Here is a 21,542-nt window from a genome sequence, read left to right as displayed (position 1 = left end):
CAAGGCAAAAACGGGCGGCCGCGTGCTGCGGCCGCCCTGTCCAGTTTCGCATCCGGCCGAAGATCAGGAGCCGGAGTATTCGGTCGGGGCGACCACCTGTTCCATCAGGTCGTTGTTCCATTCGCCTTCGACCACCACGTGGGCCGTTGCGCCGAGGTTCACCGCCTCGATCAGGTTGTGGTTGACGTAGGCATAGACGCCCGGCTGCAGGAACTCATAGAGCGCCGCCCCGGCGGAGCCGCCGCGGATGAACCAGGTTTCCAGATCGCGGTCCGGCACGTTGTTGAACTTGCCGGCTTCCCAGACCAGGTCACCGTGGCCGCCGATCAGGTGCGGACGGCTGTCGCGGTTGGCCTGGCTGTGAACAAACAGCACTTTCTCGCCCTGTTTCGCTTTCATGGCGTTTTCACCGGTCAGCGCGCCGACCGCGCCATTGAAGACCACGTGGCTGGGGATCAGTCCGTTCATGACTTCCAGTGTGTCGGGGTAGCTTTCGCCGACGTCCTCATAGCGGATGTAGTCGCCGTTTTCGTCCTTCGGAATGTAGAACTCGTTCTCGCCGATATAGTAGACGCGGTCGTATTTCACCGGATTGCCGTTGTGGTCCGACAGCCCTTCGCGCGGCAGCACCATGATGGTGCCGGCCATGCCCGAGGCGACGTGCCACGGAATCATGGGGCCGCCCGGGGCGCAGTGGTAGACAAAGGTGCCGGGGCGGGTGGCCTTGAAGCGCAGCACCGTTTTTTCGCCCGGATTCACCAGGGTCAGCGCGCCGCCGCCCAAGGCACCGGTTGCCGCGTGGAAGTCGATATTGTGCTGCAGCATGTTTTCCGGCGGGTTGATCAGCGTGAGTTCGACATAGTCGCCCTCATGCACCACCATCATCGGGCCCGGGATGGAGCCGTCAAAGGTCATGCCCTGCAGGTAAGCGCCTTGGTCGACCTCGATCTCTTTCTCGACGATCTTCATCTCGAATTCGACGATACGGGGTTCGCCGGGCGCCACTTGCTCGTGCTCATGCACGAATGGCGGGGCGACCAGCTCGCGCTTGATGCGCTGCAGGCTGGACAGGTCCACCGGTGCGGCGGCCTCGTGAACTGTGGTGCTTTCGGCCTTGGCGGCTTTGGCAAGTACAGGCAGCGCTGCTACGCCGGCTGCCCCCATCAGTGCGGCTCTGCGGGTCAGCATGATGTTCTCCTTTCAGTGTCCCATTTGCCGTGTTGGCCAGAAACTAGCCCGGGCACCGCTGCTCCATGTTGCTCTTGATCAACCTTCGATAAGTTTTCTCGAAGTCGAGATAAGGAGCCTTTAAGATGCAGGTTTTAGATTGGTGCCGCCAAGAGCCGAGCTTCCGGCGGCGGAAGCGAACTGCCGGCAAATTTAACTGTTAAGGTCAGTTTAACGGGCCGCCTGCTATCCCGGAGATGGGTGAAAATAGTGGTGGTGGACATGAGCGCACAGAGCAATGTGGCGCCCATTATCATCAAGAAGAAAAAAGTCATTGGTGGCGAGGGTCACCACGGCGGCGCGTGGAAGGTGGCATATGCCGACTTCGTGACCGCGATGATGGCCTTCTTTATGCTGATGTGGCTGCTGAACGCGACGACGGAAAAACAACGTAAGGGGCTGGCGGATTATTTCTCGCCGTCGATTCCCCTCAGCCGGATTTCCGGCGGCGGCAATGGTGCGTTTCAGGGGGACAGCATGTTCACCGAGGAAATCAAGCCGCAATCCGGAACCGGGGCGACAGATATCAATCCGATGGACGCCCAGAAGGCGCAAGGGAATACCGGTGTCGAGTCCGACGACAAGCGGGAACAGGACGACGACAAGTTCCGCGCCATTGAGGAACAGCTTTCCGGGCGCGGCGGCGAAAGCATGGTTTCTACCGCTATGGCCCGCCACATCGTGACCCGTGTCACCGACGAAGGGCTTATCATCGAGCTGTTCGCCACTGAGAACACACCGCTGTTCAAAGAGGGGCAGGCAAATCCGACGGCCTTGTTCCGGGACCTGGTCAGGATGATTGCCCGTGTGTCCGAAGGTGTGACCAACAACATTGCTGTCGGCGGCCACATCAGATCGCATCCTGTTGTGCTCGCGAAGAATCCGGTATGGGAGCTCTCCCATGATCGGGCCGATGAAACCCGCAAGCTGCTCGAATCGGGCGGGCTGGCGGCGGCCCGAATTGACCGGGTGACGGGACATGCCGACCGCAAACTGGCCGTCAGCAACCCGATGGCGGCCCGTAACGACCGGATCGAAATCATCCTTTTGCGCGAATAAATCGCTGTAAAGACGAGATTCTGCCGCTTACGGAAGCCCTGCTCCCTTCCATAAGCGGCTCGTTAGCCGCCCGTTAATCGCTGCTGCGCTAACTGTTGCATCCAGAATGATTAGATGCAGCAGAAAGGCGTGCTATGACCATTTCTTCGTCGCTGAACGCGGGCGTTTCAGGATTGAGCGCCAACGCCAGCCGGTTGGCTTCCATTTCCGACAACATCGCCAACTCCTCGACCCGCGGCTACAAGCGGGTTGAAACCGACTTCCACTCCATGGTCTTGTCCGGGTCCGGCGGCACCTATTCGGCGGGCGGTGTTCGCACCACTAATGTCCGCCTGATTGACGAGCGCGGCCCGCTGGTCTCGACCAACAATGCCACCGACTTGGCAGTTCGCGGCCGCGGCATGCTGCCGGTGGCCTCAATCACCGAGGTGGAAGCCGGCGGCAGCCCATCAATGCTGCTAACTTCAACAGGGTCTTTCCGCACTGACTCGAACGGATATCTCTCTACAGAATCCGGCCTCGTGCTGATGGGGTTCCCGGCGCTGGCGGACGGCACTATCCCTGATGTTGCGCGCGACACCAGCAATTCCTTGGAGCCTGTCCACATCGACCTGAACCGCCTGTCGGCAGAGCCGACAACAGAGATCAGCCTGACCGCAAACCTGCCTGCCTCCGAAACTGATCCGGGCGCAAGCGGCGACCCGGTGGAGCATGTTGTCCAGTATTTTGACAATATGGGCCGGTCGGAGGAACTGGCGATCACTTACACGCCGACGGTCGCAGTGGCGCCTGCAACAACCGGCACCAATGAATGGACGATGCAGATCGTCGATTCGGCAACCGGTGCAACGGTGATCGGCGAATACACACTGACATTTGATGACAGCGCAGCCTCTGCCGGCACGCTGCAAAGCGTGGCCACCACGACCGGCGGCGCCTATGACGCTACGGCCGGCTCAGTCACCATCACCACTGCCAGCGGCCCGGTTGAGATCAACATCGGCGTCATCGGCGAACAAAACGGGATGAGCCAGTTGGGCGACGAGTTCGTTCCAGGCACGACCGTGAAGGACGGCACCGCGGTTGGCTCCTTTGTGTCCGTTGAAATCAACGAATCCGGGGAAGTCATTGCCAAGTATGATTCCGGTGACACCCGAGTTATCTACCAGGTTCCACTGGCGGATGTGTCGAACCTGAACGGCATGCAGTCTCTGGATTCCCAGACCTACAAGCCGACTGATGACTCCGGGGCGTTCTACCTGTGGGATGCTGGCGATGGCCCGACTGGTGAAATCCTGGGCTATGCCCAAGAGGAATCAGCTGTCGACGTGGCGACCGAGCTGACCGACATGATCCAGACCCAGCGGGCCTATTCGTCCAACGCCAAGGTCATCCAGACCGTTGACGAGATGCTGCAGGAAACCACCAACATCAAGCGCTAAGGCGCTTGATGGCCCCCTGACACTGGCTTCATGAAAGCAGGCTGAACATGTCAATTTACTCCGCCCTGAACAGTGCGATGAGCGGTCTGTCCGCGGCCAGCCGGTCCTCGCAGATCGTTTCCGAGAACCTCGCCAACGCTCTGACGCCGGGGTATACGCGCCGGGTTCTGGACCTGAACAGCCCGGGTGCCGGTGTTCCCGGCGTCCGGGTGGGTCATGTTCAGCGCCTGAACGATCCGGTGGTGATCTCCAATCGCAGGGCTGCCGAAGCTGACTTCGGTGCGGCCAAGGTTCAGGCTGACTTCTTTAGCCGGATGTCGGACCTGGTTGGCACCGTGGATGACGAGATGTCGCTGGCTTCGCAGCTGTCGGAGTTCGAATCCTCCTTGATCGAGGTTGTCTCGCGCCCGGATTCGCAGCCCCGGCTCAATGATCTTTCGGTAAAGGCGGAAACCCTGGCGGATTCGATTTCCCGTACGGCTGAAGGGCTGCGCGATCTGAGGATCAACGCTGACAGCGCGATCAACAGCCAGGTCGACACCGTGAACCAGGCTTTGAAGGAAATCGAAAAGCTGAATGCCCGCATCATGGTGGTGGAAGCTGGCGGCATGGATGCCGTTTCCATGCATGACCAGCGCGATCAGCTGATCGACCAGGTGAACGAAATCATTCCGGTCAATGTGGTCCGGCGCGACAACGGGCAGGTGACGCTGTATTCCACCGGCGGGGTGATGCTGCTCGACGGCAAGGCGTCCGAGCTGAGTTTCAACCCCTCGCGGGATATCATGCCGCACATGACGCTTGGCAATGGCATGCTGTCCGGGCTTGAGGTCAACGGCAGGATGATCGACACCGGCCCGAACGGGCCATTGCGGGGCGGCACGCTGACTGCGCAATTCGAGATCCGTGACGTGACCGCTGTGGAAGCCCAGGAAGACCTGGACGCGATGGCCAGGGATCTGATCGAGCGGTTTCAGGACCCGGCGCTGGATGGCACCATCGGGGTGACCGACGCCGGTATCTTCACCGACGGCGGCGGCTTCTTTGATGCCGCGAACACCGTGGGCATTTCCAACCGGATTGAATTGAACGGCCTGGTGTCCCTGACCGGCAGCGCGGAGACGTGGCGGTTCCGCGACGGGCTGTATGCCGCGGCACCTGGCGACCCAGGCGACTCGAGCCTGCTGCAGGGCTATTCGGATGCCTTGAACACCACACGCACGGTGTCCTCGGTCGGGCTTGGGACGTCGGATCTGACCGCGAGCACCCTAAGCGCAAATCTGTTGTCTCGCTTTGCGCAGGACAACGAAACCGCTGCGCGCGGCTCCACCTTTGCTGCCACCAGCTTCAATGAGCTGAGCCAGGCCGAGCTGGCACTCGGGGTCGATACCGACGCCGAGCTGCAGAACCTGATGCTGGTAGAGAAATACTACGCTGCCAACGCTCGGGTCATCTCTGTTGTCGACGAGCTTATGGAAACACTTTTGAGGATCTGACGCATGATTATTAATTCTTACGGCGATATGGCGCAGCACCTCTTCCTCCGTAGCCGCAATGCGGATCTGAAGGAAAACGTCACCACGCTTTCCGAGGAATTCGCCACTGGCAAAACCGCCAATCTGTCCGAACGGCTGGGCGGAGATTTTACCTACCTGGCGGATCTGGAGAGCAATCTGAACCGGCTTGACAGCTATATGGTCACCAATAGCGAAGTGCAGCTGTTTGCCACCACCATTCAGGGCAGCCTTGATAAGGTGCAAAGCCAGGTGCAAGCGATGCGCAATGATATTCTGACGCTGTCGCCGGCGATGGATGAATACAACGCAGAGCAGTTCGGCAGCCAGGCAAAGCAGCGGATTTCCAGTGCCATCAATCTGATGAACACGTCCGTTGGCGGCCGCACAATATTTGCCGGAACCGCAACGGATACAAAGCCGCTCAATAACGCCGGCACGCTGATGAGTGCTGTTTTGACGGAAGTGTCAGGGCTGACGACAAGCAATGACATCATTCAGGCGGTCAAGGACTGGTTTGACGACCCGGCCGGCTTTGATGCGGTCATGTACCAAGGCTCTGCCACAGCTCTGCAGCCGGTAACGGTGGGTGAGGGCGAGCGGGTCTCCCTGGGTATCCAGGCCAATGATCCCAGCCTCAAGCACGCGTTGCAAAGCTACGTCATCACGGCGCTGGCGGACGAGCCCAGCCTTGGCCTGAGCGAAGACGTGAAGATCGACCTGGTCATCGAGGCCAGCAGCGAGCTGACCGAAAGCGAAGACCGGCTAATCAAGGTGCAGGCCGATGTCGGCTTTATCGAAGGGCGTCTGGATGCAATCAACACCCGCAACGAAGCCTCGAAAACCAGCCTGAGCATCGTCAAGAACAACCTTGTGTCCGCTGACCCGTATGAAACCTACACCCGGCTGCAGGAAGCGCAGACACAGCTTGAAGGCCTCTATACCGTTACCGCGCGCAGCTCGCAGCTTTCCCTGCTGAAGTACATCTCATGATCAGAATTCTTCGTCTCCTTATTGCGTGCCTGTTTCTGTTGCCTGCAGTGGCGCAGGCCAATGCTATCCGCCTCAAGGATCTGGTCGAGTTTGATGGCGTCCGCGGCAATGACCTGGTCGGCTATGGTCTGGTTGTCGGTCTCGATGGCACCGGTGACGGGCTGCGCAATTCGCCCTTTACCGAAGAGATCATGTCCAACATCCTTGAGCGTCTCGGCGTCAACGTGACCGGCGAGCAGTTCCGGCCGAAGAATGTCGCCGCGGTCTTTGTGACCGCGACGCTGCCGCCGTTTGCGCGGGTTGGCAGCACCATTGACGTTACAGTTTCCGCCATCGGCGATTCCAAGAGCCTGCTGGGCGGCACCCTGATCATGACGCCGCTGAATGCGGCTGACGGGCAGATCTACGCGGTTGCCCAAGGCACGATCCTGGCCGGTGGTGCTGTGGCCGAAGGCGAAGCCGCGGTCGTTACCCAAGGGGTGCCGACAGCCGGGGTGATCCCGTCGGGAGCCCGGGTTGAACGGGAGATCGATTTCGATCTCGCTTCGCTCAATTCCATGCGGCTGGCGCTGCGGGAACCGGATTTCACCACGGCCGGGCGGATCGAACGGGCAATCAACGCCGAGTTCGGCGGCAACGTTGCTCTGATGCGGGATTCCGGCACGGTTGAAGTGGATATCCGCCGCACCAATACCCGCTCAACCGCCCATGCGGTGGGGCGGATCGAAAACATCCTGGTTGAGCCTCAGCGCAAGGCGCGCGTGGTGGTGGATCAGCGTTCCGGCACGATTGTGATGGGCAGCGATGTGCGGATCTCCCGCGTGGCCGTGGCCCAGGGCAACCTGACCTTGCGGATCGAAGAGACCCCGCTGGTGGTGCAGCCGAATCCCTTCTCCGACGGCGAGACGGTTGTTGTGCCGCGCACCGGCGCTGCCATCGAGGAAGAGGAAGGCATTCAGCTGGCGGAAGTTCCGGAGACAACTTCATTGTCCGAAGTTGTGGCGGGATTGAATGCCCTGGGTGTGTCGCCGCGGGACATGATCGACATCCTCAAGAGCCTGAAGGCGGCCGGAGCACTGCACGCAGAGTTTGTAGTGCGCTGAACCAAGGCACAATCCTGAAAACTGCCCGGCCATTGCATCCAATGGCCGGGTTTTCTCTGTCAACTGATGCGGCGTGCAGCTTTGGATGGCCGACCGGCCGGGCCGGAAATGGTGTTTGCCGGCTCCGATCCGGGTCACTTCCGGCAGGGAATTGAGCGGGGCACATGGCAACGGAGCGGAGAGCCTGAACTACGAATTTGCGTGAGGATCGCGGCAAAACGCCGGAGCTACTGCGGCGCTTTTGCTTGCAGGCCCAGGCAGCAAATGGAAATCGGGGATGACCGGCGGACGGATTGCTGACGGGTGTTAGGCAAAATGTCTCATTCAGAAACCTCTCCGCACGAAAAAGCCGGGCACTGCATGCGCCCGGCGTGGGCCGCGTGGTTTGGGAGCGTCAGGGGTAGTAGCTGCGCACCAGTGCGGTTGCGATCAGGCTCCAGCCGTCGGCGACAACAAAGAACGCCAGCTTGAACGGCAGGGAAACGATGGCTGGGGGGACCATCATCATCCCCATCGACATCAGGATTGCGGCCACGACGAGGTCAATCACCAGGAAGGGCAGAAACACCAGAAAGCCGATCTGAAAGGCACGGGCAATTTCCGACAGCAGGAAGCTGGGCACCAGCGCTGACAGGGGCGCCTCGGGCACCGGGTCCAGGCCCTGTGTTTCCGGCCTGAGATCTGCAATTGCATAGAAAGTGTCCGGGTCCAGCCGGTTGGCCATGAAGGCCCGGAACGGCTCCAGGCTGCGGGTAATGGCCTCACCCGGCTCCAGCTGCTCTTCCAGCAGCGGATTGATCCCGGTCGTCCAGGCCTCTGTGAAGACCGGTTCCATCACGAAATAGGTCAGAAACAGCGCCAGGCTGATGATCAGCATGTTTGGCGGTGCCTGCTGCAGGCCAATGCCCTGGCGCAGGATCGACAGAACGGTCACCAGGAACGGAAAACAGGTGATCATGATCAGCAGGCCGGGGGCCAGGCTGAGCACGGTAATCAGCAGGATCAGCTGGATCGAGCGGGCGGATATAGACTGCCCGTCTGCCAGTGAGAGGCTCAGTTCTTGAGCCAGGGCGGTGTGCGGCAAGGCCAGCAGGAGCACTGCGACCAGAGCCGCCCGCACAAATGTCTTCTGTGTCATCCCAAACCGCTTTGCAGATCGGCAATTTCCGTCAGGCGCACGGCCAGCTGGCCTGCCTGGTCGCCTTCCAGCTCTTCCAATTGGCCGCGCGCCACCAGCCGGTCACCCACATAAAGGTCCACCGGGTCTTCTACCCGCTTGTCCAATGTGAGGATGGCGTTTTCACCGAGGCTGACCAGGTCGCGGATCAGCGGCCTGGCCTTGCCGACCGAGACCACCACCTCGACGGGAACCGAAACGAAAGGGTTGCTTGCGTCGGCGGGTTTCATGTTCAGATCGGCCGCGTCATCCATAATGGCTGTCCTCATTGGCGTGATAGGTAAAGGCCTCAATCGAGTCCTGGATCGATTCGAGCAGGGCATCGCAGTTGATTTCGCACTCAGCGCTGCCGACGCTCAGGTAGGCTTGGCCGGGCGACAGCATGCTGTCTTCCCGCACCGTCACCGGCACGGAGAATTTCTCCGGCAACAGACTGCGCACGGCAGCACCTTCGCCGGGGGAGACCACGATCTGCATAGGCTGATCTGCCTGCCCCTTGGCCATGCCCGCAAGCTGGTCGACAATGTGATGCCCGAAGGAAGCAGCCATTGCATCCGGCAGCACCGCACTGGTCAGCACCTTGAACATCGGATCCAGCGAATCAAGCAGCTGGCTCTGGGCTTCTTGATAAGTAAAGCTGAGGTCTTCCAGCGAGCTGGCAAGCTCAGCGGAAATCCGGGTGTTTTCCTGATCTTTGGCGGCTACCGCGTCGTCCCAGCCTGCGCTGTAGCCGTTTTCGAAGGAAGCCAGCCGCTGCTCTTCAATGAGCTCCTCGGGAATTGCGGGCAGAGCGGGTTCCACCGGCGTCTTCATTCCGAAGTCTTCAAGCAAATGTGCAATTGTCATCAGGCCTGCTCCTTATTCTCTTCCAGCCAGCCGCGCAGAATCTGGACCGTTTCCTCCTGCCGTTCGCCGATCAGGCTGCGCAGGCGGTCGACGGGATCATCCATGCCGCCGCCCATGGCCGGCAGTCCGATGGCCCCCATCATGTCGCCGGTGCCCATCTCCGGCAGGCCGCCCAACGGCTCGAACTGGCCGGTTTCGCTGTTTTCAATTTCACCATCCAAGGCCAGGCCTGCTCCCAGGTCCGGGGCGGTCATGAAGCCGTCGCCGCCCATCCCGGGCAGACCAGGCAGCGCATTCGGAGACGGGCCCGGTGCGGCCAAGGCATTGGCAGGGGCGGCTTGGTTCGACAGGATCGGGCGGACCACAAACAGGCCCAGGATCAGGCTGACAATGGCGAGTGCCGCGATCTGAACCAGCGACATTGCGTCGAAGTTCAGATTGTCCATGAAGGATGAAGTGGCCACAACGCCTTGGGGTTCCACGGCCGGCAGTTCCATCGACTTGAGCGTGATTACGTCGCCGCGGTCTGCATCGAACCCGACTGCTGCGGAGATCAGCTCCTGCATTGCGGCCAGTTCTTCATCCGGCCGGGGCCGGAAAATGGTCTCGCCCGCGTCATTGGTCACGGCGGTGCCGTTAATCAGAACTGCGACAGTCAGGCGTTTGATCGCACCGGGTCCGCGCAGAATTTCTTTTTCGGTTTCCGAGATCTCGTAGTTGATCCGCTCCCGGGTCGCGCTTGTGTTGGCTTTCGACCCTTGGCCTGAAGCGGCGTCGCCATCGGGAATATTTGAGGCAACTGTGACTTCACCGGACTGGTTGGTGGAGGAATCTGCGCGTTCTTCGACATCGGTGCTGACCGCGACACGGCTCTTCGGGTCCACCAGTTTCTCACGGATCGATTCGGTATCGGTGACGGTTTCCACGCTTACTTCGACAACGGCATTGCCCTGGCCGACGCGGGCCTCAACCAGCCGCAGAACCCGCTCGCGAATCGTCTGCGAGCGGTCATCTGTGCCGGCGCTCGCAGCTGCGGTCGCGTCTGTCGAACCGATCAGGGCGCCATTGGCGTCGATCACGGCCACGTTGTCCACGGCCAAGCCAGTAACGGCAGAAGAAACGAGGAAACGAATGGCGTTGGCCTGGGCGGGGGTGATCGGCGAGCCCATCGGCACAATTGACACGGACGCAGTCGGCTCAACAGTGCGCTGGAAGGGATTCGATCCGGTGTTGGCGATATGCACCCGTGCCTGGCTCACATGCGGGCTGGCGACGATGGTGCGGGCCAGTTCGCCTTCCTTGGCGCGCCAATAGGCGGCATCGAACATCTGCGAGGTGGTCCCGAACCCGCTGAGCGAATCGAGCAGTTCATAACCTTTGCCGCCATTTGCAGGCAGGCCTTCGCTGGCCAGCGTCATCCGCAATTCGTCGCGCTGGGTGGAGGGCACAAAAATAGAGCCGCCGCGCACCTCGAACTGGGTGCCGCGCTGCTCCAGCGCCCGCACCACATCTCCGGCCGAACCGCTTTCCAGCCCGGCATAGAGCAGTGTCATTGTTGGCTTGCTTGCCACATGGGACATCGCGATGACGCTGAGAATCATGATCACCGTGGCCCCCACGGCAATCAGACGCTTCCGCATGTCCATTTCTGCCCAGACATTCTTGATCTGCTGCACATTAACCTCCGTCGCACCGGCGTTCTCTCCGGCATGCAACCGTTTTGAGGGATCGGCCTTAACATTCGGTTAGTCCCTCGCAGGTTATGAAGAAGCTGCACGACGTTTTAGGGATAGCCATGACAGACGCTGCAGTAGATATCGAAGCACAAGCCCCGGCCAAGAAAGGCAAACTGCCCCTCATCATTGGGGCGGTGCTGGCACTGGCGGGCGCGGGCGGCGGATTCTTTGTCGTTCAGTCAGGCCTTCTTCCCTTTGGTCAGAAAGCGGCGCCAGAACCGGTGTACGCGGCCGAAGTGGCGCCAGAAGGCGTGGACACTGGTGAGACGGCGGAGGATATCGCCAATCTCGCTTTTATCGAAATGGACCCGATTGTGATTACCCTGCGCAAAGCCAGCGGTTTGAGGCATTTAAGGTTCCGTGCGCAACTTGAGGTCGGCCTGGCACATCAGGCTGAGGTCGAAAAAGTCCTCCCGCGGGTTGTCGATGTCCTGAACAGCTACCTGAGAGCACTGGAGCTAGAGGATCTGTCTGATCCGATGGCGCTGCCGAAACTGAGGGCGCAGATGCTGCGGCGGATCAATATCGCCACCGGCCAGGGCCGGGTGCGTGATCTGCTGATCATGGATTTCGTACTGAACTAGGAGGACAGGATGGACATTATTGCTGATATCCTGCTTGCAGCCGGAGCGCTGGGCGCCGGATTCTATTGTCTGGTGCTGTCGCGCCGGCTGAAGCGGTTCAATGACCTTGAAAAGGGGGTGGGCGGTGCGGTTGCCGTTCTGTCTGCGCAGGTGGATGACCTGAACAAGTCGCTGAAATCGGCACAACAGGTGTCCGACGGCTCCAGCAAGGCGCTGCAGCAGCTGACGGGCCGGGCCGAATCGGTGGCCCAGCGGCTGGAGCTGATGATGGCTTCCATGCATGACATTCCCGAGGCTGCCGCAGCGCCGGCACCGGCCGCCCCTGCGGCCGAGGACGAGGCGATGGCCGCCGCATATGAGGCAGCGCCGCAGCCTGCAGCGGAGACCCAGGAAGAGCCCAAGTCTTCGGGTTTGATGTTTGTGCGCCACAATCGCAGCCAGAACCGGGTGGCATGATGGCGAAGACGGCAAAGAAGGCAAAGAAAGCCAGGCGTTTCCGGCGCAGCGGTGCCCTGACAATGCTGGCGCTGCTGCTGATGGGATCGGGAGCGGTGCGGCTAGGGCTTGAGGCCGGCCCGGCAATCGCCCGCGAGGTGGCAAGCCTGCAGGAAACCGGCCAGGAAGAACCTTCGCACAACGGAGAGCCGCAGCGTGACGCAATGCCGACTTCTGCGGAGCTGCAAACCATGCTGGCCGCGTTCCAGGAACGGGAACAGGTCTTGGCCTCCCGTGAGGCGGAAATCGAAGACCGGATGAAGGCGCTGGAGATCGCAGATCAGGCGATCGACAAGAAATTGGCCGCATTGGAGCAGGCTGAAGCGAATCTGCGCGCGACCCTCGCGCTGGCGGACGGCGCCACGGAAGCGGATGTTACCCGCCTTACAACAGTCTACGAGCAGATGAAGCCCAAGGAGGCTGCCGCGCTGTTCGAGGAAATGGATCCCGGCTTTGCAGCGGGTTTCCTGGCCCGGATGCAGCCTGAGGCCGCAGCAGGTATCATGGCGGGTCTCAGCCCCGAGGCGGCTTATACCATCAGTGTGGTTCTGGCCGGCCGCAACGGATCCGTGCCCAAGGAGTAACTTGGGCGCCCCCTTAGTCTTTCCTTAGGAAGACTCGCCTAATCTTATAAAAACCAACGGAATTCGGAGTGGACCTATGATCGGGATTGTAGGCATTGTGGTGATCTTTGCCATGGTGTTCGGCGGATACCTTCTGGCCGGCGGCAAGATGGCGATCATCCTGAAGTCGCTGCCGTTTGAGATGATGATGATCGGCGGCGCTGCTGTCGGGGCCTTCCTGATTGCCAACGATATGGGCGGTGTCAAACACACGCTCAAGGACATCGGCAAGGTGTTCAAAGGCCCCAAGTGGAAGCCGGATGATTACCGCGACCTTCTTTGCCTGCTGTTTGCGCTGATTCGCATTGCCCGGGCCAACCCGGTGGAGGTGGAACAGCATATAGAGGACCCGGAAAACTCCTCTGTCTTCAACAAATACCCCAAGATCCTGGGCGACAAGGAAGCGGTGAACCTGATCTGCGACACCATGCGCTCAGCCTCGATGAATTATGACGATCCGCATCAGGTCGAAGAGGTCCTGGAGAAGCGGATGGAGGCCAATTTGCATCATGCGCTGCACTCCAGCCACGCGTTGCAAACCATGGCCGACGGCCTGCCCGCGCTGGGGATTGTTGCTGCGGTTCTCGGGGTGATCAAGACCATGGGCTCCATCGACCAGCCGCCTGAAGTTCTGGGCAAACTGATCGGCGGCGCACTGGTGGGCACGTTCCTTGGGGTGTTCCTGTCCTACGGCCTAGTTGCGCCCTTCGCGGGCAAGGTAAAGGCTGTGGTGGAAGAAGATTCCCACTTTTATCAGCTGATCCGCGAGGTGCTCGTGGCCAATCTGCACAACCACGCCGCAGCGATCTGCATTGAAGTCGGACGCCAGAATACGCCCTCGCATTTCCGCCCCGGCTTCTCGGAACTGGAAGAAGCTCTCAAATCGGTGAAACAGGACGCAGCATGATCTGGCGAGTATTTGCCACCGCAGCCGTTCTTCTGACGGCAGGCACTGCCCAGTCGCAGACGATCGTGACCCGCTCTGGCGAGCACAAGGGGTTCACGCGCCTGGTGATGCGGCTGCCCAACGGAGCGGACTGGTCGCTGACCCAAAGCGGCACGACGGCAACGGTGAATATAGATGCGCCTGAAGCTGTTTTCGACACCTCCCGGGTGTTCCGACTGATCCCCCGCACAAGGCTGCAATCATTGGGGCAGACCGCCCCGGGCCAGCCCTTGCGGCTGCAACTGGGTTGCGATTGCAACGTTACATCGTACGTCCAGAAGGACGGCTACCTGGTGATCGACATCCGCGACGGCGGAAAGCCGGAGCAAAAACCGCAGCTGAAATATGCCTCAAGCGTTCTGCCGCTTACCACGCCGGCGCCGCAGTCCGGCTACAGGTTCGGGTTTTCCCAGCCGGCTGCAGCAGATGCGCGTCTGGCGCTTGAATTGGCGGCGGCTGTTGCCGGACAAAGTGACAACGCGCAAGCAGTTCTGCCGCAGAAACCAGCCGCACCGGCTGGCACAGAACCTGCTGCTGTTGCGGAAGGATCTGCGGCACAGCTGAAAGAGCTAACACTGCCAATGGACGGCAGCCATCCCCCTGCAGAAACAGCAGGTGAAGCCGGCGCAGAAGCCGTGACTGAAGAGGCACCCGCCAAGAAACTTGAGACCGCCGTGCTGCTCGACCTAGAGGAATCCGAACGTGCCGCCGCGGTTAGCGAATCTGAACAGCGGCTGCTGCAGCAGATCGGCCGGGCGGCCAATCAAGGCCTGCTGAACATAGCAGCAGACGGGCTTCCGGCCGCGGACACATCTATTGGACTGGATCCGCTAAGCGGGGCCGACCGGCCGCTCAATCCGCTCGACCATATTTCTGTGACCTCGGCAATAGACCGTGAAACCGGACTGATTGCTGCCCTGGCCGATAACGGCGGCGAGGCGTCTCATTGCCTCCGGAGCGGGGATGTCGCCATCCAGACCTGGGGTAATGAAAGCCCCTTTGCGGACCAGCTGGCACCGCTGCGCAGCGTCCTGGTCCGGGAATTTGACGATGTGAACGCGGCAAGCGTCCATGCGCTTGCCAAGCTTTATCTGTACTTCAGCTTCGGGGCTGAGGCGCGCTCGATCATGACCATGCTGCCGCCTGAGCAGCAGCAAAGTCCTGAAGCGGTCTTGCTGGAAACTATGGCGATGCTGATGGATGGCACGGGCTTGCCGGTCAATCATGTGCTTGCGGGCCAGCAGGGCTGTGACAGCGACAGCGCCTTGTGGGGCGCCTTGGCGGATGGCGCGATCAAGAAAAGCGCCAACAGCGATGCCATTCAGCAGGCGTTTTCCAAGTTGCCGGTCCATCTTCGGGTGCATCTGGGGCCGCGGGTAAGCAAGATGTTTGCTGAAACAGGCAATCACCACGTCGCCGAGGCCGTGCTGCGGGCCGTGGACCGGACCGGAGTTGAGGAGGTTCCCGAGATCAACCTGGCCGAAGCAGCAATTGCTGAGCTGGAAGGCGACACTGAGGCGATGGCGGAGGAACTGACCAGCGAAGTGGCTGAGAGGACGGGCAATGCGCCAGCAGCGCTGATCGACCTGGTTGCGCTGAGTGTGAAGGAGCGGAAAGCGCTTTCGCCTGACGTGCCGGACTTGATCGCGTCGTATGAGCTGGAAAACCGCGAAACGGCGCTCGGCGCGGAGCTGCGCTATTCCCTGGTTTCCTCGCTGGCGCTGATGGGGCAGTTCCATGACGCGTTCAAAGAGCTCGAGAACGTGACTGAAAGGGACGGGCCGAATGCGCGGGCGGCAGCGTTGGAGCCGCTGATGCTGCTTTTGACGGAACGTGCCGACGATGTGACGTTTCTGCAGTACTCCCTTGTTTTTTCCAAGCAGTCCACTCCGGCTGAGGCCGCACCGGTGGCTGTACAGGTGGCGCGCCGGCTGCTGGAATTGGGCTTTGCCCAGCAGGCGCAGGATCTCCTGACCAAGCTTGCGCTGGAGCCGGAAAATGAGACCCGCCGACTGTTGATGGCAGAAGCCGCATTGGGGCTGGATAAACCGCACCGGGCGCTTGTTGAACTGATGGGTTTGGAAGGTTCAGACGCCAACCGGATGCGGGCGCAAGCCTTGTGGCACAACGGTGAGTACGGACGGGCCAGCGAGTATTTGCTGGCCGAAGAGGAAACCGGCGCAGCCGCCCGCGGCTTCTGGCATTCCGAAAACCTCGGTGCAATCGAAGCCAACGGGATAGATGCCGGTGTGCGCTTTGGGCATGTTGCTTCAGTAACTACGCACATTGGGAAGACAGCCGAGGACCCCGAGGGCCTGGCGCCGCTGGCCCATGCAAGGGCCCTGGTCGAAAGCAGCGAGGGCACGCGCGGCAGTATTGCGGACCTGCTGAACCAGATCGGAACCGGTCTGCAGAACTCTGAAGAAGATCAGTGACCTGAGAGAATTCAGGTGCCTTGCAGGCCGCCTCCTCCAGAGGCGGCCGTTGCCTATTCTGATAACACTTTGTCAACCAGCCGCCAGTAACGTGACAAGCGGGTGAATCCTGAATTGGAACGGGCAGAATGCCGGACAACGACAAGAAAAATAGCCCGCATGGGCTGATTCTGCGCGCAGCAGGCTCAGGGTGCGGAGCCGCCGCTTTGGTGCGCACGCGGACGAAATCTCTCTTACAGCAATTTTGCGTCACGGCCGGCTTGCCGCCGGGGCTGAATTTGCCGCGCGTCAATTGCGGCTGGCAGCCTGCCGGGACCGTATTCTGCTTGCGCAGAGACAGCATGTCGGCGGTTTCGACAATGCCGTTCAGACTGCCTGCCAAAGCGCGAAACCTTGCTCTCATCCGGTCTATTATTAACATATTTCGGGGTGTGACTTGTGCCTAAGCTGACGACAGAACAACTCTTCAGCCCGACGGTTCTCCTGGCGCTGGCGTTGATGGCGATCATCGTGATGATGATCCTGCCGATGCCGGCCTGGGTGCTGGATGTCGGCCTGGCCGCCTCCTTTGCGCTGGCCATCCTGATTTTCACCATCACGCTATTCATCGAACGGCCTTTGGATTTCTCGTCCTTTCCGACGATCCTGCTGGCTTCGCTGATGCTGCGATTGTCGCTCAACGTGTCCTCAACCAAGCTGATCATTGGTCAGGGGCATACCGGGACCGATGCGGCGGGCAACGTGATCGAAGGTTTCGCCCAGTTTGTTATGGGCGGAAGCGTTTTCCTTGGCCTTGTGGTGTTCGGCGTTCTGCTGATCGTCAACTTCATGGTGATCACCAAGGGCGCGGCGCGGATGGCGGAAGTCGGTGCCCGTTTTGCCCTGGATGGGATGCCTGGCAAACAGCTGGCGATCGACGCCGACATGTCTGCGGGCGCAATCGACCACCAGACCGCCAAGGAGCGCCGGGAGCGCGATCAGCAGGAAACCACGTTCTTCGGCTCGCTGGACGGTGCCTCGAAGTTCGTCAAAGGCGATGCTGTTGCCGGTCTGCTGATCACCCTGCTGAACCTGGTGATGGGGCTGATCATGGGCGTTCTGGTCCACGGCATGCCGGTTGGCAACGCGTTTGAGACCTATGCCATTCTGACCGTCGGCGACGGTCTGGTGTCGCAGATCCCGTCGGTGATCATTTCCATTGCGGCGGCGCTGCTTCTGGCCCGGGGCGGCACCACCGGTTCCACGGATATCGCCCTGTTCGATCAGTTCGGCCGCCATCCGGCTGCGCTTATCACCGTTGCGGTCCTGATGGTCATGTTTGCACTGGTTCCGGGCCTGCCGTTCCTGCCCTTTGTGACAGGCGGCGGCGTGCTGGGTTTTATTGCCTTCCGGATGGCCAAGAAAAAGAAGGATGATGCGGAAGCTGAGATCGAGGAAAAGATCGAAGAAGCCTCTGATCCCTCTGCATCGCGGCCGCTGGGCGATATTCTGGACCTGGATGATCTGCACTTGGAATTCTCGCCGGACCTGGTGAGCATGGTTCTGGACGCAGGCACCGGGCTGGACGCCCGGATTGCCAACATGCGTTCGCATATCGCCACCACATTCGGCCTGATCCTGCCGGAAATCCGGCTGACCGATCAGCATGAACTGGACAGGGGCACCTATGTGATCAAGGTGCAGGGCGTTGAACAGGTCCGCGGCACGCTGCATCCGGACATGGTTCTGGCTCTGATGCCGGACAATCATGATGCACTTCTGCCCGGCACCGACGTGACTGAGCCGGTTTACGGGGCCCCGGCGCGCTGGATCTCTGCCAAGTCGCAGGAACAGGCCGCGCTCGCCGGTGCGACCGTAGTCTCTCCGCCGGAAATCCTGGCGACCCATCTGCTGGAGATCATCAAGCAGAACTTCTCCCGGCTGCTGACCCTCAAGTCGCTGCGCCGCCTGCTAGACGAGATGACCCAGCTGTCCGATGGCTTCAGGTCTGAAGCAAACCGCAAACTGCTGGACGCGCTGGTGCCGGACAAGGTGCCGATGGACACCCTGCACGCCGTTTTGCGGCTGCTGCTGGAGGAGCGGGTGTCGATCCGTAATATGCCGCTGATTCTCGAGTCGATTGCCGAGGCGCGGATGCACACCACCCAGCCGGAACTGATCTGCGAGCATGTGCGCCAGCGTCTGGGCTTCCAGCTGGTGGCGGAAATGAAGCGCGAGGACGGTACTATCCCGCTGATCCAGCTGGCACCGGAGTGGGAGGACAAGTTCTCCACCTACCAGGTGGATGCGCAAGGGGCTGGCCTGGATATCGCCCTGCCGCCTGACCTGTTCAACCGGCTGGCTGACGGGTTGAGTGACAAGCTGGGCACGGTCACCGATCAGGGGGTTTTTGCCGCTGTGGTGACGTCCACCCGTCGCCGCCGGTACTTGAAAACAATCCTGAAATCGCGCGGCATTACCAATCCGGTCCTGTCGTTCGAGGAAATCGGCCTCGAAGCGCGGCCGGCCTTGGTCGGGATGGTCCAGGCATGAACCTGAATTTTCTGCCGCCAGAGCTGGTACTGCTGCTGGGGGCAGGATTCTGGCACGCGGCTATCGTTTTCCTGCGGGTTTCGGCGATGGTTTCGGTGCTGCCCGCAATGGGCGAGCTGTACGTGCCGACCCGTGTCAAGCTGGCGATCGCAGTTGCCTTTACCTTTGTGGTGGCCCCCGCGCTGCCGCCCTTTCCCGAACCAAACGGGGTCATGGGGTATGCCCGGTTTGCGGTGACCGAAGCCATCATCGGTCTGGCGCTTGGCATTGGCGCGCGGATATTTGTTCTGGCGCTTCAAACCGCCGGGGCGATGGCGGCGCAAAGCACATCCTTGTCGCAGGTTCTGGGTGGTATCGGGGCCGAACCTATGCCCGCGCTTGGGGCCGTTCTGATGATCTCCGGCGTGACCCTGGCGGTTATGCTGGGGCTGCATGTGAGGGTCGCTGAGCTTCTGATCGGATCCTATCAGATGTTTCCTGCCGGACAGTTTCCAGCTGCGGCCGGGCTGACGGAATGGGGAGTGTTCCGGGTATCGGAGAGCTTCTCCTTGGCCTTCACTCTGGCAGCCCCTTTTGTTCTGACGGCGGTAATTTACAATTTGGCGCTCGGGGTGATTAACCGGGCAATGCCGCAGCTGATGGTCGCCATGGTCGGTGCGCCGGTCATTACTTTCTTCGGGTTATTCATCCTGATGGTTGGCAGCCCGATGATTCTGGACGTCTGGTCTCGTGCTCTGATGGCCTTTCTGTCCAATCTCGGAGGCGGAATGCCATGAGCGGCCAGGATGACGATTCCGACAAGTCATTTGAGCCGACGGAACAGAAGCTCCGCAAGGCCCGTGAGAAGGGTGAAGTTGCCAAATCCACGGACTTGTCAGTGGCAGCGGCCTACCTGGGTCTGATTGTAGCATTCTATGCGGCCGGCAGCAGCAGCGTTGAGGGGACCGGCACTGCTCTGATGGCGTTTCTGGATCAGCCGGACCGGCTGGCTCAGCTGTTCTTTGATAGCGGATCCGCGGCTGCCCCTGTTGGAGGATTTGCCGGCAGCGTGCTGAGGCCCATTCTGCCGTGGTTCATGGTGCCTTTTGCCCTTGTTCTGCTGTCAATTGTCGGCCAGCGCGCCCTGGTTTTTGCGCCCAGCAAGCTGGAGCCGAAACTGTCGCGCATCTCGATCATTTCCAACGCCAAAAACAAATTTGGCCGGTCCGGCCTGTTCGAGTTCCTGAAAAGCTTCCTGAAGCTGACCCTCTACTCTGTCTGCCTGGGTGTCTACCTGAGCCACAGGCTGCCGGACATGATTTCATCCTCCGGCACCGGGCCGCAATCGGTTGTGCTGATGCTGTCGCAACTGGCGCTGGAGTTTCTGTTTCTGGCGCTGGTCATAGCCTTGGCCATCGGCGTTGTGGATGCGGTGTTCCAGCATGCTGAACACCGCCGCAAGAACATGATGTCGCGCAAGGAAATCCAGGACGAAATGAAGGATGCCGAAGGCGATCCGCACATGAAGGGCAAACGGCGCCAGCGCGGCCAGGAAATTGCAATGGGCCAGATGATGGCCGAAGTGCCCAACGCCGATGTGGTGATCGTCAACCCGACCCACTACGCGGTTGCCTTGAAATGGAGCCGCGAGAAGGGCGCTGCGCCGGTTTGTGTCGCCAAGGGGGTTGATGAAGTGGCAGCAGCAATCCGGCGCGTGGCCAACGAAAACGCCATTCCGATCCACAGCGACCCGCCCACCGCCCGTGCGTTGCACGCCACCATCGAAATCGGCGACGAGATTCTGGAAGAACATTATGCGCCGGTAGCGGCGGCCATCCGCTTTGCCGAGGAAATGCGCAAACGCGCCAAAGGGAAAATCACATGAAGCAAAAGATGCTCGACCAAATGGCGGCAGTGACCGCCGCGCAGTACATGCAGGAGCACGCTAAGGTTCAGCCGGCACTTGCGCGTGAAGCGGAACTGCGCGGCCAGCTCGCCAGGCTCAATGAGCAGGTGCAGGCGACCCGGGAACAGGCAAATGGCGATCACGCGATGAAAGCCTTGGGGGCGGATCTCCTTTGGCAGGGCTGGCATACCCGCACGCGGCGCCAGCTGAACATGGATCTGGCTAAGGCTACGGCGCAAAAACTGCGGATGATGGACCAGTTGCGCAAGGCATTCGGGCGCAAGCACGCAGTTGAAACTATGGCTGCTGTTGAGCGCAAACAGCATAAGGCCGCGCAGGCCAAGGCGCTGATGGACAGGCTTCTGGACGGCTAAGGCCCATCACCTCAGGCAAAAACAAAGCCGGTCCCGCGGGACCGGCTTTTACGTTGGCAATGCTCCTGGCAAGTCAGACGTCCTGCCGGGAAATCTCCATAATCAGCACGTCATAGATGCCTTTCCCAACATGCTTCTGCGCTGCTTCCCGCAAGGCAGTGCGCAGCGGCTCCAGAACATCCGAACGTGTGAAGGCCCCGCGGAAGCCGCCCATGTTCGCATGATCGAACAGCACTTGCAGGAAGACATCGCGCAGCTTGGGCTCATAGGCGTGTACCTTGTCGCTGATGCCTTTTGCGGTTTCCAGGCTGAGAGAAATGACTACCAGGGACGTCAGCTGGTCACGATCGACAACCGGCACCACAAACTGGTTGTTGATCTTGATGTATTCGCGCAGGTCTTCTTCGCTTCCTTCAGCGGGTTCCTCAATGGCCGCTGCGGGAGCATAGGATGCTTCCGTTCCAGCAGCGGCGTGGTTTTCCTCGGGCGCGGGCGCCAGCAAAATGCCGGCGCCGATGCCGCCTCCGGTTCCCAGGATCAGCAGTATGACTGGCAGGAGTTTCGACAGCAT

20 protein-coding genes are annotated in these 21,542 nt (G+C 60.6%); 14 read left to right on the top strand and 6 right to left on the bottom strand.

Going from position 1 to position 21,542, the window contains the following annotated elements:
- Positions 1 to 63 precede the first annotated feature (63 nt).
- Entirely contained in the window at positions 64 to 1,188 is a 1,125-nt protein-coding gene (gene nirK, locus AC58NV_RS14655) for a copper-containing nitrite reductase (RefSeq protein WP_260016791.1), read from the bottom strand.
- Between the two features lie 261 nt (positions 1,189 to 1,449).
- Here nirK and AC58NV_RS14650 point away from each other — a divergent pair, with 261 nt between their 5' ends.
- The 5 genes from AC58NV_RS14650 (at position 1,450) to AC58NV_RS14630 (ending at position 7,338) form a co-directional block, all read left to right on the top strand.
- Positions 1,450 to 2,286, top strand: coding sequence for a flagellar motor protein MotB (locus AC58NV_RS14650; RefSeq protein WP_497227782.1), 837 nt, complete (start codon positions 1,450 to 1,452; stop codon positions 2,284 to 2,286).
- Between the two features lie 134 nt (positions 2,287 to 2,420).
- A complete protein-coding gene (locus AC58NV_RS14645; RefSeq protein WP_019295239.1) occupies positions 2,421 to 3,728 on the top strand; it encodes a flagellar hook protein FlgE in 1,308 nt (435 codons plus the stop codon).
- Positions 3,729 to 3,775: 47 nt separating this feature from the next.
- Positions 3,776 to 5,224 (top strand): flagellar hook-associated protein FlgK, encoded by a 1,449-nt coding sequence (flgK, locus tag AC58NV_RS14640; protein WP_497227781.1) that lies wholly within the window; start codon positions 3,776 to 3,778, stop codon positions 5,222 to 5,224.
- A 3-nt stretch (positions 5,225 to 5,227) separates the two neighbouring features.
- Entirely contained in the window at positions 5,228 to 6,235 is a 1,008-nt protein-coding gene (locus tag AC58NV_RS14635) for a flagellin (protein ID WP_497227780.1), read from the top strand.
- Positions 6,232 to 7,338, top strand: coding sequence for a flagellar basal body P-ring protein FlgI (locus tag AC58NV_RS14630; protein WP_366660232.1), 1,107 nt, complete (start codon positions 6,232 to 6,234; stop codon positions 7,336 to 7,338). Before AC58NV_RS14635 ends, AC58NV_RS14630 begins: the two co-directional genes overlap by 4 nt.
- A gap of 394 nt (positions 7,339 to 7,732) precedes the next feature.
- Here the strand turns inward: AC58NV_RS14630 and fliP are convergent, their stop codons facing one another.
- Genes fliP through fliF form a run of 4 tightly spaced genes read right to left on the bottom strand, consistent with a single transcriptional unit; the run spans position 7,733 to position 11,037 of the window.
- On the bottom strand, positions 7,733 to 8,476 hold the full coding sequence (fliP, locus tag AC58NV_RS14625) for a flagellar type III secretion system pore protein FliP (RefSeq protein WP_497227779.1): 744 nt from the start codon (positions 8,474 to 8,476) through the stop codon (positions 7,733 to 7,735).
- A complete protein-coding gene (locus AC58NV_RS14620) occupies positions 8,473 to 8,769 on the bottom strand; it encodes a FliM/FliN family flagellar motor switch protein (protein WP_366660228.1) in 297 nt (98 codons plus the stop codon). The genes fliP and AC58NV_RS14620 overlap by 4 nt, the downstream gene beginning before the upstream one ends.
- Complete coding sequence (locus AC58NV_RS14615) at positions 8,762 to 9,361, bottom strand: FliH/SctL family protein (RefSeq protein WP_497227778.1); 600 nt, start codon at positions 9,359 to 9,361, stop codon at positions 8,762 to 8,764. Before AC58NV_RS14615 ends, AC58NV_RS14620 begins: the two co-directional genes overlap by 8 nt.
- On the bottom strand, positions 9,361 to 11,037 hold the full coding sequence (fliF, locus tag AC58NV_RS14610; protein ID WP_497227777.1) for a flagellar basal-body MS-ring/collar protein FliF: 1,677 nt from the start codon (positions 11,035 to 11,037) through the stop codon (positions 9,361 to 9,363). Before fliF ends, AC58NV_RS14615 begins: the two co-directional genes overlap by 1 nt.
- Positions 11,038 to 11,156: 119 nt before the next feature.
- Between fliF and AC58NV_RS14605 the strand changes: the two genes are divergently transcribed.
- From AC58NV_RS14605 to AC58NV_RS14565, 9 genes are all read left to right on the top strand, one after another.
- Positions 11,157 to 11,681, top strand: coding sequence for a flagellar basal body-associated FliL family protein (locus tag AC58NV_RS14605; RefSeq protein WP_497227776.1), 525 nt, complete (start codon positions 11,157 to 11,159; stop codon positions 11,679 to 11,681).
- Between the two features lie 9 nt (positions 11,682 to 11,690).
- The gene (locus AC58NV_RS14600) at positions 11,691 to 12,137 is read left to right on the top strand and encodes a hypothetical protein (protein WP_497227775.1); all 447 of its coding nucleotides are present in this window, start codon (positions 11,691 to 11,693) and stop codon (positions 12,135 to 12,137) included.
- Positions 12,137 to 12,760, top strand: coding sequence for a MotE family protein (locus tag AC58NV_RS14595; RefSeq protein WP_497227774.1), 624 nt, complete (start codon positions 12,137 to 12,139; stop codon positions 12,758 to 12,760). Before AC58NV_RS14600 ends, AC58NV_RS14595 begins: the two co-directional genes overlap by 1 nt.
- Before the next feature lie 76 nt (positions 12,761 to 12,836).
- On the top strand, positions 12,837 to 13,706 hold the full coding sequence (gene motA, locus AC58NV_RS14590) for a flagellar motor stator protein MotA (protein ID WP_039184425.1): 870 nt from the start codon (positions 12,837 to 12,839) through the stop codon (positions 13,704 to 13,706).
- Positions 13,703 to 16,180, top strand: a complete 2,478-nt coding sequence (locus tag AC58NV_RS14585) for a hypothetical protein (RefSeq protein ID WP_497227773.1) — start codon at positions 13,703 to 13,705, stop codon at positions 16,178 to 16,180. Before motA ends, AC58NV_RS14585 begins: the two co-directional genes overlap by 4 nt.
- 438 nt (positions 16,181 to 16,618) lie before the next feature.
- The gene (flhA, locus tag AC58NV_RS14580; protein ID WP_497227772.1) at positions 16,619 to 18,712 is read left to right on the top strand and encodes a flagellar biosynthesis protein FlhA; all 2,094 of its coding nucleotides are present in this window, start codon (positions 16,619 to 16,621) and stop codon (positions 18,710 to 18,712) included.
- Positions 18,709 to 19,488, top strand: a complete 780-nt coding sequence (locus AC58NV_RS14575; RefSeq protein ID WP_497227771.1) for a flagellar biosynthetic protein FliR — start codon at positions 18,709 to 18,711, stop codon at positions 19,486 to 19,488. Before flhA ends, AC58NV_RS14575 begins: the two co-directional genes overlap by 4 nt.
- The gene (locus tag AC58NV_RS14570) at positions 19,485 to 20,576 is read left to right on the top strand and encodes an EscU/YscU/HrcU family type III secretion system export apparatus switch protein (protein WP_497227770.1); all 1,092 of its coding nucleotides are present in this window, start codon (positions 19,485 to 19,487) and stop codon (positions 20,574 to 20,576) included. Before AC58NV_RS14575 ends, AC58NV_RS14570 begins: the two co-directional genes overlap by 4 nt.
- Entirely contained in the window at positions 20,573 to 20,971 is a 399-nt protein-coding gene (locus tag AC58NV_RS14565; protein ID WP_497227769.1) for a hypothetical protein, read from the top strand. The genes AC58NV_RS14570 and AC58NV_RS14565 overlap by 4 nt, the downstream gene beginning before the upstream one ends.
- A gap of 73 nt (positions 20,972 to 21,044) precedes the next feature.
- Here the strand turns inward: AC58NV_RS14565 and AC58NV_RS14560 are convergent, their stop codons facing one another.
- A complete protein-coding gene (locus AC58NV_RS14560; RefSeq protein ID WP_497227768.1) occupies positions 21,045 to 21,542 on the bottom strand; it encodes a flagellar basal body-associated FliL family protein in 498 nt (165 codons plus the stop codon).

The organism is Leisingera sp. ANG49, assembly GCF_059694505.1.
This window is presented reverse-complemented; position numbering and strand designations above follow the sequence as displayed.